Below are 16683 nucleotides of genomic sequence, written 5' to 3' on the forward strand. Positions count from 1 at the left end.
GAATCCTTGACCGCTCCCCGCCCCGCGTCCTAGCGCTTGGCGCAACATGGAAAGTTCCGAAACCCGCCCCGCCAAGCGCCTCGAGCGCACGCCGCGCGTCGTCGTCACCCGCCACCTCATGCCCTTTGTCGAGGAACGGATGGGTGAGCTCTTCGACGTGCGCCTCAATACCGACGACGTGCCGCTCACGCGCGAGCAGCTGGTAGCCGCGATGCAGGACTGCGACGTGCTGGTGCCGACCGTCACCGACCGCATCGATGCCGAAATGCTCGCGCAGGCGAGCGCAGACCTCGGCCTGATCGCCAATTTCGGCGCGGGGACCGAGCATCTCGATCTCGAAGCTGCCGCAAGTCGCGGCATCATGGTCACCAATACGCCGGGCGTTTTCACCGACGATACCGCCGATCTCGCCATGGCAGGGATCATCGGCGTTCCGCGCCGGATCCGCGAGGGCGTCGAGCTGATCCGCAGCGGCAAGTGGAGCGGCTGGACGCCGACCGCGCTGCTCGGCACCAAGCTCGCGGGCAAGGTACTCGGCATCGTGGGCATGGGACGCATCGGCCAGGCGGTAGCGCATCGCGCACGGGCCTTCGGGCTCGAGATCGCCTATCACAACCGCAAACGCCTGCCCGAAGCGGTCGAGCGCATGTTCCAAGCGCGCTGGGTCGAAAGCCTGGACGAATTGATGGGCGAGGCCGATATCCTCACCCTGCACTGCCCGGCCGGGCCCGGCACGCATCACATGATCGATGAACGGCGGATCGGCCTGATGAAGGATGGCGCCAGCCTCATCAACACTGCGCGCGGCGACCTTGTCGACCAGGAGGCGCTGATCGCCGCACTGGAAGGCGGCAGGCTCGCGGGTGCGGGTCTCGACGTCTATCCCGACGAGCCCAATGTCGATCGCCGGCTCATCCGCCATCCGAACGTGATGACCCTCCCCCACATCGGCAGCGCGACGCGCGAAGGACGCGAGGAAAGCGGTCTCAAGGTCATCGCCAATATCCGCATGTGGGCAGACGGGCACAGGCCGCCCGATCAGGTTTTGACCGGGCTGGGCTAACGAGACTTGCCCACCGCGCGCCATACTGTAAGCGCATGCACCATGGACGAATTCTCGGCAAAGATCGAAGCGCTCGAGCATCTGTGGATGCGCGCATGGATGCAGCGTGACCGCAACCAGATGAAAGCCCTTGCTGCCCGCGATTTCATCTTTCTACTCGGCTCGGAAAATCCCACCATCCTCGACCGCGCAAGCTGGCTGGAAGCGGCGACGACGCGCTTTCGCTGTACCGGCTATCGCTTCGACGAAGTCTACGTCCGTCGGCACGGCAACGTCGCGGTCTTCGCGACACGCGTGGGTTTGGAAGCGAAGATGGGCAATCACGATTGGAGCGGTGACAGCTGGGTTACCGACCTGTGGCAAAAATCGAAAGTTCGGCGAAAATGGAAGCTCGTCGAACGGGTCCTTTCCCGCCCCGACGGCGACGAGCAAATGTCGGCCGCGATCCGCTCGATGCAACTGTGGCGATAAGCGCCGCGTCCTAATCCCCCGTCAAGATCCGCTCGACTAGTTCCTTCACCGTCGGGGTGTAGTTGTTCGAATAGAACGGATCCTGCTTGAAACGGTAAGCCGCGTGGCCGGCGAAAGCGAGGTTCTCGTCGGGGTCGCCGCCATGAGCGATGTCCTGGAGCGTCTTCTGAATGCAGAAACTACGCGGATCGGCGAGGCGGCCGGTCGTGTGGTTGTCGTGGTCTTTCCAGCTGGAAAACTGGCAATGCGACAGGCAGCCCATACAGCCCTGCTGATCGGCGCGAATTCGTTCGGCGCTCTCGGGGGTGACGAACACAACCGTGTCATCGGGCGTCTTGAGCGGTTCGGTAAAGCCCTCGTGCATCCAGGCGAGCGCCTTCCTCTGATCGCCGGGATGCACGAAGAAATACTTCGCCTTGCCGTGATCCAGAAGCGGTATCGTGCCCTCTTCCTCATCGCGCTTGAAGATCGGGATCTGTCGCTCTGAACGATGCATGAGATCGTAGAGGAAGGGCGTCTTGACCGCACTGGAATAGAAGCCGGTGGGGCTGAACTTGTGCAGCAGCACGTCACCCGGCTCGACCGTGCGCAGCATGTCCTTCCACACCTGCGGAATCGGGCTTTCCTTGGTCAGCAGCGGGCGGGTGCCGAACTGGAACATGATCTTGCCGATTTCCGGATTGTCGATCCAGTCGCTCCATTCGCGCAGGAACCACACCCCGCCCGCCATGACGATCGCGGTGTCTTCGGAAACGCCTTCCTTGCGCATGGTCTCGCGCAGCGCCTTGACGCGGGGATAGGGATCCTCGGGGCTGCGCGGATCTTCCGCATTGGACAGGCCGTTGTGACCGCCCGCGAGCCAGGGGTCTTCATAGACCACCGCCGCCATTAGCTCGGGAACTTTGGAATAGCTGCGCTTCCACAGCGCGCGGAAGGCGCGTGCGGAAGAGATGATCGGCAGGTAGTGGACGTTGTGCCGCGCGGCGATCTCGGCGAGCTTGTAGGGCATACCCGCACCGCAGGTGACACCCGTGACGAGACCCTGGCAGTTTTCGAGCACGCCTTCGAGAACACGCTGCGCACCGCCCATTTCCCAGAGCACGTTGATGTTGATCGCGCCCTTGCCGCCGGCAATATCGTGCGCGCGCTTCACCTGTTCGGTCGCTCCATCGATGGCGTAACGGATCAACTGCTCGAAGCGTTCGACGCGGGTGGCCTGCGGATAGACCTGCGGGATCGGGTTGCCATCCTCGTCGTAGCTGTCGGCATTGACCGCGCTGACGGTGCCGATTCCACCGGCAGCCGCCCAGGCACCCGAACTCATGTGGTTGGTGGCGGATACGCCCTTGCCGCCTTCTACCAGCGGCCAGACTTCCTTGCCGCCATAGGTAATCGGCTCGAGACCCTTGAAACTCATTTGGTTTACGCTTTCTCTTTCTTGGCGGGGCGCTCCGTCCCCTCGCCCAATGCCGCGCGATCGCCGCGGCAGGGCTCTATCTCTCCAGGTGCGGGCCTCGTAGCGGCTGCCTTGAACTGTGCATAGTACCCGGCCAGTTCGGGCGCGTCCTTGAAGGCCATCAACTCATAGCCGACCGCCTCGAATTCGCAGCTCAGCAGCAGCGGGTCGATGCCGTGCTGGTCGGTCGGCCGGTCGATGTCGACCACGACCACCTGCCCGCCATCGCGCAGCGCGGGCCACATCCGCCAGAGGAATTCATAGGGCTGTTCGATCTCGTGGTACATATGGACCATGAAGATCCGGTCGAAACTGCTTTCGGGAAGCATGGGATCGGCAGGTTCGCCCAGGCGGATCGAGACATTCTCGAGCCGGTAACGCTCGATCCGGCGACCGAGCCGACTGATCGCATCGCCATCGATATCCTGCGCCAGCACGCGGCCCGTGTCGCCGACGCGTTCGGCCAGGCGAACGGTATAATAGCCATTCCCCGCACCGATATCGGCAACGGTCATGCCCTCGGCGATCTCGGCGAGATCCATCACGGTTTGCGCTTCGCCGCGACGGTCGCGCTGGTCTTCGGTCGAGAACTGGTTCGAACCCAGCTCGGAAACCGGACGGTCGGGCTCGGGGAAGCGCGGTGCGTCTTCGCCGCTCATCGCTTCGCCATTGCAGGCCGCGAGCAGCGCCAGCGCGGAGATCGAGGCAGAGCGGAGCCTCAATCCTCGTCCTCCACCTCGACCGTTTCGCCTGTCACGCGCTGGGCGAGCGCGGCCGAAATGAACGGGTCGAGTGCGCCGTCGAGCACATCGTCGGGCGTGGGCGACTGAACGCCGGTGCGCAGGTCCTTCACCATCTGATACGGTTGCAGAACATAGGAGCGGATCTGGTGACCCCAGCCGATATCGCTCTTCTCCTGGTATTCGCCCGATGCCGCCGCCTCGCGCTCGGCCATCTCGCGCTCGAACAGTCGCGCCTTGAGCATGTTCATGGCGGTGGCGCGGTTCTTGTGCTGGCTGCGGTCATTTTGGCTGGCGACGACGATCCCGGTGGGCTGGTGGGTGATACGCACGGCCGAATCGGTCGTGTTGACGTGCTGGCCGCCCGCACCCGATGCGCGGTAGGTATCGATTTTCAGGTCGGAAGGATTGATCTCGATGTCGATGTCGTCGTCGATCACCGGATAGACCCAGACCGAGCTGAAGCTGGTGTGCCGGCGCGCCGAGCTGTCGTAGGGGCTGATTCGCACGAGGCGGTGCACGCCGCTCTCGGTCTTGGCATAGCCATAGGCGTTCTCACCCTTGATCAGCAGCGTCGCGCTCTTGATCCCGGCCTGTTCGCCGGCGGCATACTCGACCGTCTCGACCTTGAAGCCGCGGCGTTCGGCCCAGCGCGCATACATGCGCAGCAGCATGTCGGCCCAGTCCTGGCTTTCGGTGCCGCCTGCGCCGGCATTGATCTGGAGGTAGGTGTCGTAGCTGTCGGCTTCGCCCGAAAGCAGCGCCTGCACCTTGTCGCGGTCGGCGCGCTCGGCGAGTTTCGCCAGCGTATCGAGTCCCTCGCGCTCGATATCGGTGTCGCCTTCGGCCTCGCCCATCTCGACGAATTCGACGGCGTCGGCCATTTCGCTTTCGATCTCGCGGACGGTGTTTATCGCCGTTTCGAGGCGCTTTTGTTCCTGCGTGATCGCCTGCGCCTGCTTGGGATCGTCCCACAGCGTGGGATCCTGGACGCGGGCATCGAGTTCGTCGAGCCGGCGCAGCGCGCGTTCCCAGTCGAGCGACTGGCGCACCAGCGACAGCGCGGCTTCGATCCTGTCAATATGGGCCTGCCCCTCGGCACGCATAGATAGTTCCTTCGATTGGGATTGGGTCCGCCCCTAAAGCGCGAGCGCGGATTGTAAAGTGCAGCGCCCGCCAGGCGCGCGCTTCAGTAAATGCCGCCTTGATCCTCGACGAAGTCGCTCGGCTCGTCGCCGCGCCCGTTGGCGGCAGCGCTTGTCGCGCCCTGCCTGCCGCGTCGAATGAGCTCGAGGATTTCGTTGCGCTTGGCGGCAATCGCGTCCGAGCGGGTGGCACGCGGCGGCTCGGTATCGGGCTTGAAAGCTTCCCAGATGATCGCGGCGGTCGGATCGTCCGAAGGCGTGCCGTCGAACACGCGCTTGCCGCTGCGGCGATCGATCTTGACCATGCGGACGCCAGGCGGGGCGACGAAGTCCTCCGCCGTCCAGCGATCCTTGGTCGCCTCGATGAAGCGCTTCATGATCGGTCCGGCGGTGTTGCCGCCCTGCACCCAGCCACCCAGATTGCGCGGCTGGTCGAAACCGACATACATTCCCGCGACGATCTCGGGCGAGCCGCCGACGAACCAGGCATTGGTCGGGCCGTTGGTGGTGCCGGTCTTGCCGAACAGCGGCAGCTCGAGGCTGCGCAGCCGCACCGCGGTGCCACGCGTCACCACGCCCTGCAGCATATGCACCATCTGGAACGCGGTGCGCGGATCGAGCACCTGCCGGCCGGAAACATCGAAGCGCGGCATGGGCTGGCCGTCCCATTCTTCCATGTTGCAGCCCGAACAATCGCGCGCGTCGGTGCGGAAGATGACCCTGCCGTCGCGATCCTGGACGTAATCGATCACCGAGCCTGCGTTCTGGCGACCCCAGTTGGCGAGCGCCGCATAAGCATTGACCATGCGCGCCACCGTCGTGTCGCCCGCGCCCAGCGCGAAGGAGTAATAAGGCTCGTATTCGCCGATGCCGACCCGGTCGATCGTGTTGATGACGTTGTCCATACCGGTGTCGTCGGCGATGTGGACGGTCATCAGATTGCGGCTCTGTTCGAGGCCCCATCGCATGGTGTGCACCCCGCCCCCGCCGCCGCCGAAATTACGGAAACACTTCTCGCCCAGATTGGCGCCCTGCCACACGCAGAAGGTCTGGTCGGGGACCTGCGTCGCGGGCGTCATTCCCTGGTCGAGCGCGGCCGCATAGACGAAGGGTTTGATCGTCGATCCGGGTTGGCGCAGCGCCTGCGTCGCGCGATTGAAGCTGCCCAGCCGGCTATCGAAACCGCCCTGCATGGCAAGGATCCTGCCCGTCTGCGGCGCTTCGGCCAGGAACGCGCCCGAAACCTCGGGCACGCCGCGAATGGCATAGCCGGTGCCCGACGGCGCCGCGGCCACCACATCGCCCGGTCCGAGCGATGCAGGTCCGCCCGATAGCGCGAATTCCGTCCCGTCGGTAAAGCCGATGCGGCCCGGCGCGGTGACGACACCGACGCGCCAGTCGCGGTAGTTGATCGAGATGTTGGAAGAGGCGAGCTGCGAAGTGAGATTGCCATTGTCGGGGTTGAGCGTGGCGATCGGTCCGGTGAAGCCGCGGTTGCCGTGATAGCTGATGAGCTGCGCGCGCAACGCATCGCGCGCCGCATCCTGCAGCTCGGTATCGAGCGAGGTGCGTACCCACAGGCCGCCAGAATATACACTGTTGCGGCCATCATCGGCGGTTTCGCCGAATTCGTCGATCAGCTGGCGGCGCACCTCCTCGAGGAAATAGCCCGCATCGGCGGAACGCGTGCTGCGCTGCTGGACCAGCCCCAGATCCATGCGCTTGGCGGCCGCGCCCTCCTCGCTGCTGATGAAATCGTTGGCGACCATCTGGTCGAGCACGAAATTGCGCCGCACGATCGCCAGATCGCGGTAGCGTTCGCGGCCATAGCGTTCGGGCGCCTTGGGCAGGATCGCGAGGAAAGCCATCTCGTGCAGGTCGAGATCGCCGACATCCTTGTCGAAATAGGCGCGCGCGGCCGCCTGGACGCCGAAGCTGCGGCGGCCGAGCGGGATTTCGTTGAGGTAGAGCTCGAGGATTTCCTCCTTGGTCAGCACGCTTTCGATGCGTGTCGCAAGGATCATCTCCTTGAGCTTGCGGGTTATCGAATATTCGTCTCCCAGCAGCAGGTTCTTGGCGACCTGCTGGGTAATGGTCGAGCCGCCGACCGCGCGTTCGCCAGAGCCGAATTTCGTGACATAATCGATCGCGGCATTGGCGGTGCCGGTAATGTCGACGCCGCCGTGGCTGAAGAAGGTCTTGTCCTCGGCCGAGAGATAAGCCTCGATCAGCCGGTCGGGGAAATCGACATATTGCAGCTGGACGCGCCGCTCGCGCGCATAGGTGTGGACGATCTCGCCATCGATGCCGCGCACCACGGTGGGCAATGGCGTCTCATATTCGAGCAGCGATTCGGCATCTGGCAGGTTCCGCCCCAGCGTCGCCCAGGCGAGCACCAGCATGACCACGGCAACCCCGCCGAGATAGCTTGCAAAGCGCAATTTGCGGTTGTGCGCCCAATTGTCGTTGAACCACGCGATCAGCCGCTTGGGATCGCGGCTTATGCGGTAGCGATAATAGTGAAGGGCAGACTGGTCGGACATGGTGTTGAGGGAGCCTCTAGCACGCCACTTCTGCAAATCGCCAGAACGAACAGCGCCGGTCGATCAGCTTTCTTGCTGACGAGCGAAATAGATGCGGATCGCGCGGGCCATCACCTCGGCGAAACGAGCGCGGCCTTCCGGGGAGGCAAGGCGCTGTGCGTCGGTCTCGTTGGTGATGAACCCGCTTTCGAACAAGACCGACGGCACGTCGGGCGCGCGCAGCACCTTGAGCGCAGCGGAATTGCGCGCGCGGGGATGGAAGCGGATCGTGCCCTCGCCCTCGCGCAGGATCAGGCGGGCAAATTCGCCGGACTGTTCCTGAGTGCGGCGCTGCGACAGCTCGACGAGGATGGTACTTACGACATCGCTTTGCCCCCCCACATCGACACCGTTGAGGCGATCGGAGGCATTTTCGCGCTCGGCGAAGCGCGCCGCGGCCTCGCTCGAAGCCTCGTTCGAGAGCGTGTAGATGCTGGCGCCGGTCACCTCCTCGGCATCCCCCGCACTATCTGCATGGATCGACAGAAACAGATCGGCATCGAGCCGCCGGGCAATTTCGACTCTTTCGGCATGAACGAGGTAGCGATCGTCGTCGCGGGTCATCGCCACGCGCACATCGCCCTGCCTCTCCAACTCGTCACGCAGCGCGCGTGCGAGCCCGAGGACGATGGTCTTTTCGCGAAACCCCTGTCCCGAGGCGCCGGGGTCGTGCCCTCCATGACCAGGGTCGATCACGACCAGCGGCAAGCCTTCCCTGCCCGCCACTTCGGGCAATATGCTCGTCGCATCGGCGGAGGGCAGCTCGACGCGCAGCACATAACCGCGCCCGATCTCTGGAACCGGGACGCGCTGCGCCGTCGCGATCAGCGCTGCAACCACCAGTACTGGCAGCACAACCAGCAGTGAGATTTGCGCGCGGGTCGACATCGCCCGCATGGTTACGTCCTTGTTACCGAATGACGCAATATGGTTGCCGTGCGTAACCCACGGTGCTAGCGACATGCTATCGGTTTTCGGATGCCTCCGATCGGCGCGATTTCTGCGCGACGAAGAGGGTCATCGGGAAAAACCGTTTCTTTTCAGGCTGCGGCGGCTTTCCGCCCAGGCCCAAGACACTACAGGTTGATGCCGGACATGGCCCGTTTTTCCCCGACAACAGCAGCACAGGCGCCTGCCCGTGCGGCCATGTCGGGCTGGACAGCGCATACGCAGCGCAGGGCCGATCCCGCAGTCACGAATACCCGGCCCCTCTCACATGCAGGACATGGCCGGTTCGCAAACACCGCGACGCCCGATGCGGGCCGCGGATTTTCCAACATGACACGCCGCAGCCCGGCAGGCTCGTTCCTGCCCCGCTGCGGCTGGAGACTTATCAATGGCAACGCGCATGCTAATCGATGCGCGCCACCAGGAAGAAACCCGGGTGGCGGTGCTCAAGGGCAACCGGATTGAGGAATTCGATTTCGAATCTGCCGATCACAAGCAGATCAAGGGCAATATCTACCTAGCGAAAGTAACGAGGGTCGAACCCTCGCTCCAGGCGGCATTCGTCGACTTCGGCGGCAATCGCCACGGCTTCCTCGCCTTCAGCGAAATCCACCCCGATTATTACCAGATTCCCAAGGAAGATCGCGAAGCGCTGCTCGCCGCCGAAGCCGAAGCCGCAGAGGAAGAGGCGCGCCTGCGCGACGAGGAAGAACAGCGCGGAGAAATGCCCGGCGAAGAATACGATGCCGAGGACGAAAGCTCCGAAGCGCTCGCCGAAGATCTCGCCGAGGATGGCCTCGAAGAAGTCGACACCTCGGACAAGGATGACGTCGCCACGATCGAGGAAGGCCATCTCGACAAGGACGATGATGACGATTCCGATGAGGAATCGGACGACGACGAGAGTGGGAACGACGAAGAAGGCGAAGACAAGCCCAAGGGCCGGGGCCGCCGCGGACGCGGTCGTCGCCAGGGCAAGGGGCGGGCTCGGGCCAAGGAAGTCGACGAAGCGCGCGCCAAGCGCATGGCGCTGCGTCGCCGCTACAAGATTCAGGACGTCATCCAGCGCCGCCAGGTGCTGCTCGTGCAGGTGGTCAAGGAAGAGCGCGGCAACAAGGGCGCCGCGCTGACGACCTATCTCAGCCTCGCCGGTCGCTATACCGTGCTGATGCCCAACTCCAGCCACGGCGGCGGCATTTCGCGCAAGATTTCCAGCGCTTCGGACCGCAAGCGGCTCAAGCAGGTGGTCAACGACCTCAACCTGCCACGCACCATGGGGCTGATCGTCCGCACCGCCGGGCTCAGCCGCACCAAAACCGAAATCAAGCGCGATTTCGACTATCTCGCCCGCCTGTGGGACGAGATCCGTGAGCGTACCTTGTCGTCGAGCGCACCGGCGCTGATCCATTCGGACAGCGACCTCATCAAGCGCGCGATCCGCGACATCTACAATCGCGACATTACGGAAGTCGTGGTCGAGGGCGAGGACGGTTACAAATCGGCCAAGCAGTTCATGAAACTGCTGATGCCGAGCCACGCCCGGCGAGTTAAACAATACTCGGATCCCGTGCCGCTGTTTCAGCGCTATGGCGCGGAAGACCAGCTCAAGGCGATGTACGATCCGATGGTGCAACTCAAATCGGGCGGCTATCTGGTCATCAACCCGACCGAAGCGCTTGTGTCGATCGACATCAACTCGGGCCGCTCCACCAAGGAGCACAATATCGAACAGACCGCGCTGCACACCAATCTCGAGGCCGCGCGCGAGATCGCCCGCCAGCTGCGCCTGCGTGACATGGCCGGCCTCGTCGTCATCGACTTCATCGACCAGGAGCACCACTCCAACACGCGCAAGGTCGAGAAGGCGATGAAGGAAGCGCTCAAGAACGACCGCGCGCGGATCCAGGTGGGCCGCATCTCCAGCTTCGGCCTGATGGAAATGAGCCGCCAGCGCCTGCGCACCGGCGTGCTCGAGGCGACGACGCGCGACTGCCCGCATTGCGACGGGACCGGCCTCGTGCGCACAGCCTCATCGGCCGGTCTCTCGGCGCTGCGCCTGATCGAGGACGAGGCGGCCAAGGGCAAGGGTTCGACGATCCGCCTCGCGGCCAGCACAGAAGCGGCGGTCTACCTGCTCAACGAAAAGCGCGCCGATCTGATGGAGATCGAGCAGCGCTATAACGTGACCGTCGAAGTCGTCCCCGAGGGCGAAGACGAAGGCGCGAAGATGACCGTTTCGAGCCACGGCCCCAAGCCCAAGGACGCGCCCAAGTTGGACCCGATAGTCGACGACGAGGACGATGACGACATCGTCGATGAGGCGGACGAAGACGATGGCGACGACGATCGCCCCCGCAAGAAGCGCCGCCGCCGCCGCGGTGGTCGCGGGCGGAACAAGAACCGCCAGCGCGACGACGCCGATCAGGACCAGGCCGAAGCCGAATCTTCCGATGAGGATGAGGCCGGCGAAGGCGACGACGACGGCGACGACAAAAACAAGAAACGCCGCCGTCGCGGCGGTCGCCGCCGGGGTGGCCGCGGTCGCGGCAAGCAGTCCGAAGACGTAACGTCCGAAGACGCCGAGAACCTCGAACAGGTCTCCGAGGCCGTGGTTGAGGATATGGCCGTGGTCGCCGGACCTGAGGACACGCCAGAAGCGGCCGAGGCGGCAGCCGAGAACGACGAGAAGCCCAAGCCGAAGAAGCGCGCCTCGCGCAAGAAGAAGGCCGAGGCCGAACCGGATGCCAAGGCCGCCGATGACAAAACGCCGGATGGCGAAGAGGCGGAGAAGCCCAAGCCCAAGAAGCGGGCTCCACGCAAGAAGAAGGCCGAGGCCGACAGCGCCGGCGAAGCACCCACGGATGCGGATTCGGATGCTGGCGCGAAGGTAAAACCTGCGCCGAAAAAGCGTGCTCCGCGCAAGAAGAAGGCCGAGACCGAGGCTCGGAGCGAAGCGGCCGCGGAACCGGCGCCCGAGCCCACTCCGGAACCGGTCGCCGAGGCTGCTGCGGAAGCAAGCGAACCGACCAAGCCCAAGCGCGGCTGGTGGCAGCGCACATTCGGCGACGAATAGGTTTTAAGGGGTCGGCGGGCAGTACGCCCGCCGGCCCTCAGGCCTTGCGTGCCACGCCCCATTCCATCCAGCCCATCACCTTGGGCGCTTTGCTGAGATAGGCCTGGCCCAGCGGCTCGACCGCGAATCCCGCCGCGCGCAGCGAGGTGCCGATTGGCCGGGTCAGATGGCAGCCGCCCGCGAGCGGTTTCCACAATGGTTCGATCCGTTCCTGCCAGCGCGCCACGCCCGCGTCGGGCGCGCGCCCGTGCTCGAGAAAGAGTAACCGGCCGCCCGGAGCGAGAATGCGCCGCATCTCCGCCAGCACGCGGGCCGGATTATCGACCGAACATAGCGTATAGGTGCACACCACGGTATCGAAAGAACCGGCGGGAAAGGGAATATCCTCGCCCACGCCCTGCCGGATGTCGGTATCCCATCCCTTGGCCTGCGCCCGCTTCCGAGCGCCATCGAGCAGCTTTGCGTGCGGATCGATCCCCGCAAAAGACGTCACTTTTTCGGTATCGTAGAGCGCCTGATTGAGGCCGCCGCCGCAGCCGATCTCAAAAACGCGTCCTTCGGCGAGCGGAACGATCTGGTGGCGACGCTCCTCGATTCCCTCCTGTCCGCAGGCGGCCGTCACCAGGCGCGGCATTATGTGGCTATCGTACCAGCTTTTTATACCCACGGAGCAAGACCCTCCGATTGCGCGACTTTTCAACGCTATCGCCATTTCGACTGGCAGCAAGCGGAAACTTGCACGCCGAAAAGCTCTGGTGGAGCATGCACCACACGACTAAAGGGCGCAAAAGCACAGCAAACGGGCCCACATGACCAAATCCATCGCACCTCTCCGCATTCCCGAAGAAGCCAAAGAGCGCATCCGCATGCTGTTCATGGCCAAGCACGCGCTGTTCGGTGGTGGAATGCATCCCGAAGACGGCAATCACGCGATCTACCACAATGAGGTGCGCTCGACACTGGAGGAGCTCGGGCTCAACATGGAACTGGCCAACAGTTACGAGGTGCTGTTCCAGAAGCCCGATGTCGATTTCGTTTTCCCGCTGCTCAATCGCGGCGGTTTCGTGAACAGCGAGATGCTGATCCCCATATTGTGCAACAAGCATGGCATTCCCTATCTCGGCGCGATGCCTTTCCTGCGGGGGTTGGGCGACGACAAGTCGGTATCCAAGCTCGTTTGCGACCACGCCGGCGTGCCGACCGCACCGTGGTTCTGCTATCGCCGCGGCGCACCCGTCCTCGAAAAGGACCTGCCCGCGAAGGACGCCGGACGCTGGGTCATCAAACCCAATGCTTCCTCGGCCAGCTGGGGGATCACCGATGCGCGCGAATGGACCGAGGTCGCTAATGCGGTGTGGCACATCCACACCGAAGGTCACGATGCGATCGTCGAACCCTATCTCGACGGTTACGACGTCCAGTGCGCCTTCATCACGATCAATGACGAGCCCATAGCGCTGCCGATGCTGTGGTACGAGCGCGAAGACACGCAGCGGTTGTGGACCTATTATGAGAAACGCGACCTGGTGCAGAACACCGAAAAGGCCGCCCTCAAGCGGTTCGATGATCCCGAGCTGGCACCGAAGATCGAGGCAATGGCCAAGAAGGTCGCGCGCGAATTCGTGCCTTTCGATTACGGCCGGATCGAGTTCCGCCTCGACCTCGAGACGGGCGACATCAATTTCATCGAGATCAATCTGAACTGCAATCTGTGGTCGGAGAAGGTCATGGCCAAGGCCGCTGCCCAGGCCGGTTTCAGCCATGCCGACCTGCTCGAGACGCTGCTCGCCGAGAGCTGGCGGCGAGAGGGGCTGGTGGCCCCGGCCGGCTAGGCGGGTATTTCCTCGCCCTGCCAATCGAACACCTTGCCACTGTCGGCAGGCTCTAGCCCGTCGATCACGGCCAGCAGATTGTCCGCCGCCTCGTGCGGGGCAGTCAGCTGACCCTCTGGAAGGTTCGACTGAAAAGGCTGCGACAGCATGGTGTCGACGGTGCCGGGATGCAAGCCGGCCACCACCGCCTGCTTGTGCGTGCGCGCCAATTCTATCGCGTAATTCTTCAGCAGCATGTTGAGCGCCGCCTTGCTGGCGCGATAGCTATGCCAGCCCCCCAGCCCATTGTCGGAAATCGAGCCGACGCGCGCGGACAGGGCGGCAAACACGCTGCGCCTGTCGCGGGGCAGCAATGGCAGCATGTGCTTCGCGATCAGCGCGGGTCCAATCGTGTTGAGACGAAAGACCTGCTCCATCGCGGTGCCATCGATTTGTCGGGCTGCGCGTTCCGGGCCGGCACCATTCTCCAGCGTCAAGACGCCGCTGGCGACGATCACGAGATCGGGCGGTGAATCGCGCATCGTGTCGGCGGCGGCAGCGATGCTGTCTTCATCGGTAAGATCGAAGCGGAAGGCCCTCGTACAATCCTGCGTTTCCACGCCCGATCGGCTGCCCGCCCAGACCTGCGCCCCGCGATGCGCGACGGCCTGTGCGAGTGCCATGCCGATGCCGCCGCTGGCGCCGAAGATCGCAGCGCGCCGAAATGTCTTTCCTACATCCATCCTACACAACTAGACCGCCCAGATGGCCCGGAAGTTCCTCCGAAACGCTCGCAAGGCCGGGCTTTTGTCAGTCGATGCAGTTTTTCGCTCTGGACCGTGTAACACCCGGTCCATGTGTTCGATCGTGTAGGATCACCATTGCGGGAAATGCGGCATTCTCGGCCTTGCGCCCCTCGTGTGAACCGCTAGATGGGTTTCGCTAAGCAACAGGACTGACAGCGTAATGGCGACCTTCACCCTTCCCAAGAATTCGAAGATCACCGGCAAGGCCCGTGCACACAAGGCAGAGGGCGGCACGCGCATCCGCAAGTTCAAAATCTATCGCTACGATCCCGACAGCGGCGAAAACCCGCGCTACGACACCTTCGAGCTCGACCTCGACGATTGCGGGCCGATGGTCCTCGATGCGCTGTTCAAGATCAAGAACGAGATCGACCCCACGCTGACCTTCCGCCGTTCGTGCCGCGAGGGCATCTGCGGCTCATGCTCGATGAACCTCAACGGCAAGAACGGCCTCGCCTGCACAACCGCGATCGAGGATCTCAAGGGCGAAATCCGGATCACCCCGCTGCCGAGCATGGACGTGATCAAGGACCTCGTGCCCGACTTCACGCATTTCTACGCGCAATATGCCAGCATCCGCCCCTGGCTGCAGACCGTCTCGACCACGCCGAGCGGCAAGGAACGCCTGCAGTCGCCCGAACAGCGCGAGAAGCTGGACGGGCTGTACGAGTGCATCCTGTGCGCCTGCTGCTCGACCGCGTGCCCCAGCTATTGGTGGAACAGCGACAAGTTCCTCGGCCCGGCGATCCTGTTGCAAGCCTATCGCTGGCTGGCCGATAGCCGCGACGAGATGACCGGCGAGCGGCTCGACCAGTTGGAAGATCCCTTCCGCCTCTATCGCTGCCACACGATCATGAACTGCGCGAATGTCTGCCCCAAGGGTCTCAGCCCGGCCAAGGCGATCGCCGAAACCAAGAAGATGATCGCCGAACGCGCGATCTGATGGGTCTGACCGACGACGTATTCGAACACGGCCCCGACCCGGAGAACCCGGGTTGGCGCCACTGGAACCTGAAAGACCAGTCGCTGTTCAACGGCGCGGTGATGGGCAAGCTCATCACCCGCGTCGATGACGACGGCAAGGCGCGGCTGCGCATGTTCCCCGAACGGCGGCACGAGAACCTGCAAGGCATCGTCCATGGCGCGGTGACACTGTCGCTGATCGATATCAGCCTGTTCACGACGATGCACACAATCGGCAGCGGCAATGCCGGGCCATCGGTCACAGTGGAGCTCTCGACCCAGTTCGTCGGCGGCGGCAAGCCCGATCAACCGCTCGACGCGGTATGCGAGATCGTCCGCGAGACCGGCAGGATGGTCTTCGTGCGCGGGACGGTCGTGCAGGAGGACCATACGGTTGCCAGCTTCTCCGGGATCGTGAAGAAGATGAAGCGCCGCATCGCCACATGACCGGAATGCTCGCCCGCTACGAGCGGCTCGTCGCCGCGGGCGAATTGCAGGCCGATTCCGATCAGCGGCGCGCCGCCGAACGGCTCGACCGGCTGCAGAAGGAACTGGAAGCGGAAACCACCGGCGGGCTGCTGGCGCAACTGTTCCGGCCCAAGAAAGCGCGACCGCAGGGCGTCTACATGTGGGGCGGTGTCGGACGCGGAAAGTCGATGCTGATGGACCTCTTCGTCGAAACGCTCGGGATCGCGGAAAAGCGGCGCGCACACTTCCACGAATTCATGCTCGAAGTCGACCGCCGCATGCGCGCCCGACGCGAGAGCGACCCGGGCGACCCAACGGGCAAGGTGGCACGCGATATCGCACAGGACGTGCGCTGTCTGGCCTTCGACGAAATGGTCGTCACCAACACCGCCGATGCCGCGATCATGGCGCGCCTGTTCACCGCGCTGATCCGCGACCAGGGTGTGACGGTGGTGACCACCAGCAACCGCCCGCCGCGCGATCTCTACAAGGACGGACTCAACCGCTCGCTGTTCCTGCCCTTCATCGACCTGGTCGAGGCGGAGATGGACGTGCTGCCGCTCAATGGACCGACCGATTACCGGCTCGATCGCCTTGGCGACATGGCGACCTGGCATTCGCCGCTGGGCGATGCTGCCACGGCACAGGTGCGCGAGGCCTTCTTCCGGCTGACGGACTACAAACCCGAGGATGCCGAGCACGTGCCGAGCGCCGAACTCGAGCTTGGCGGGGGCCGCACGTTGCACGTGCCCAAGAGCCTCAAGGGCGTCGGCGTGTTCAGCTTCAAGCGGCTGTGCGGCGAAAACCGCGGCGCTGCCGACTACCTCGCCGTAGCGCATGCCTACCACACGGTGATCGTGGTCGGCATTCCGGCGATGTCGCCCGACAATCGCAACGAGGCGATCCGGTTCACCAAGCTGATCGACGCGCTGTACGAGAACGGCGTGAAGCTGTTCGTCACCGCCGCAACCGAACCGGAAGAGCTTTACACGTCAGGCGACGGCGCCTTCGAGTTCGAGCGCACGGTCAGCCGCCTCAGGGAAATGCAGAGCGCCGACTACATGGCGCGGGGGCACGGCCTCGCCTGACGGGCTGGCTGGGTAGTCACACCGGTGTGCGTTCTTGCAGCCGCAAAAGCGCCAACCACATGACATCCA

Annotated in this window: 14 protein-coding genes; 7 read left to right on the top strand and 7 right to left on the bottom strand. The window is 63.9% G+C overall.

Features of this window, described 5'->3' with window-relative positions; all coding sequences use genetic code 11:
* Positions 1 to 46 precede the first annotated feature (46 nt).
* Both ASS64_RS02500 and ASS64_RS02505 read left to right on the top strand, forming a co-directional pair.
* Positions 47 to 1063 carry a D-glycerate dehydrogenase gene (locus ASS64_RS02500; RefSeq protein WP_067689334.1) on the top strand — a complete coding sequence of 339 codons (1017 nt, stop codon included), beginning with the start codon at positions 47 to 49 and terminating at the stop codon, positions 1061 to 1063.
* Between the two features lie 42 nt (positions 1064 to 1105).
* Positions 1106 to 1534 (top strand): nuclear transport factor 2 family protein, encoded by a 429-nt coding sequence (locus ASS64_RS02505; protein ID WP_067689338.1) that lies wholly within the window; start codon positions 1106 to 1108, stop codon positions 1532 to 1534.
* Between the two features lie 10 nt (positions 1535 to 1544).
* On the opposite strand, the gene ASS64_RS02510 is transcribed toward ASS64_RS02505, so the two are convergent.
* The 5 genes from ASS64_RS02510 to ASS64_RS02530 form a co-directional block, all read right to left on the bottom strand.
* Complete coding sequence (locus tag ASS64_RS02510; protein ID WP_067689341.1) at positions 1545 to 2951, bottom strand: nitronate monooxygenase family protein; 1407 nt, start codon at positions 2949 to 2951, stop codon at positions 1545 to 1547.
* Positions 2952 to 2956: 5 nt separating this feature from the next.
* The gene (locus tag ASS64_RS02515; RefSeq protein WP_083508167.1) at positions 2957 to 3649 is read right to left on the bottom strand and encodes a class I SAM-dependent methyltransferase; all 693 of its coding nucleotides are present in this window, start codon (positions 3647 to 3649) and stop codon (positions 2957 to 2959) included.
* Between the two features lie 59 nt (positions 3650 to 3708).
* On the bottom strand, positions 3709 to 4836 hold the full coding sequence (gene prfB / locus ASS64_RS02520; RefSeq protein ID WP_067689348.1) for a peptide chain release factor 2: 1128 nt from the start codon (positions 4834 to 4836) through the stop codon (positions 3709 to 3711).
* Positions 4837 to 4919: 83 nt separating this feature from the next.
* On the bottom strand, positions 4920 to 7418 hold the full coding sequence (locus ASS64_RS02525; protein ID WP_067689351.1) for a penicillin-binding protein 1A: 2499 nt from the start codon (positions 7416 to 7418) through the stop codon (positions 4920 to 4922).
* A 63-nt stretch (positions 7419 to 7481) separates the two neighbouring features.
* Positions 7482 to 8420, bottom strand: a complete 939-nt coding sequence (locus tag ASS64_RS02530; protein WP_369815337.1) for an N-acetylmuramoyl-L-alanine amidase — start codon at positions 8418 to 8420, stop codon at positions 7482 to 7484.
* A gap of 373 nt (positions 8421 to 8793) precedes the next feature.
* Between ASS64_RS02530 and ASS64_RS02535 the strand changes: the two genes are divergently transcribed.
* Entirely contained in the window at positions 8794 to 11478 is a 2685-nt protein-coding gene (locus tag ASS64_RS02535; protein WP_067689355.1) for a ribonuclease E/G, read from the top strand.
* A gap of 37 nt (positions 11479 to 11515) precedes the next feature.
* Here ASS64_RS02535 and ASS64_RS02540 read toward each other — a convergent pair whose 3' ends face one another.
* Positions 11516 to 12145: a class I SAM-dependent methyltransferase gene (locus ASS64_RS02540; protein ID WP_157075053.1), complete on the bottom strand. Its 630-nt coding sequence runs from the start codon at positions 12143 to 12145 to the stop codon at positions 11516 to 11518.
* Positions 12146 to 12287: 142 nt separating this feature from the next.
* Between ASS64_RS02540 and ASS64_RS02545 the strand changes: the two genes are divergently transcribed.
* Complete coding sequence (locus ASS64_RS02545) at positions 12288 to 13310, top strand: phosphoribosylglycinamide synthetase (RefSeq protein WP_067689362.1); 1023 nt, start codon at positions 12288 to 12290, stop codon at positions 13308 to 13310.
* Here the strand turns inward: ASS64_RS02545 and ASS64_RS02550 are convergent.
* Complete coding sequence (locus ASS64_RS02550) at positions 13307 to 14032, bottom strand: SDR family NAD(P)-dependent oxidoreductase (protein WP_067689365.1); 726 nt, start codon at positions 14030 to 14032, stop codon at positions 13307 to 13309. The two genes, ASS64_RS02545 and ASS64_RS02550, sit on opposite strands and share 4 nt — an antisense overlap.
* A 223-nt stretch (positions 14033 to 14255) precedes the next feature.
* On the opposite strand from ASS64_RS02550, the gene ASS64_RS02555 reads away from it, so the two are divergent.
* From ASS64_RS02555 to zapE, 3 genes are read left to right on the top strand one after another with little or no spacing between them, the layout of a single operon-like run.
* Positions 14256 to 15038, top strand: a complete 783-nt coding sequence (locus tag ASS64_RS02555; protein WP_067689367.1) for a succinate dehydrogenase iron-sulfur subunit — start codon at positions 14256 to 14258, stop codon at positions 15036 to 15038.
* The gene (locus ASS64_RS02560; RefSeq protein WP_067689370.1) at positions 15038 to 15505 is read left to right on the top strand and encodes a PaaI family thioesterase; all 468 of its coding nucleotides are present in this window, start codon (positions 15038 to 15040) and stop codon (positions 15503 to 15505) included. The genes ASS64_RS02555 and ASS64_RS02560 overlap by 1 nt, the downstream gene beginning before the upstream one ends.
* A complete protein-coding gene (zapE, locus tag ASS64_RS02565; protein ID WP_067689373.1) occupies positions 15502 to 16614 on the top strand; it encodes a cell division protein ZapE in 1113 nt (370 codons plus the stop codon). The genes ASS64_RS02560 and zapE overlap by 4 nt, the downstream gene beginning before the upstream one ends.
* Positions 16615 to 16683 lie beyond the last annotated feature (69 nt).

Source organism: Erythrobacter sp. AP23, assembly GCF_001542855.1.
GTDB lineage: Bacteria > Pseudomonadota > Alphaproteobacteria > Sphingomonadales > Sphingomonadaceae > Qipengyuania.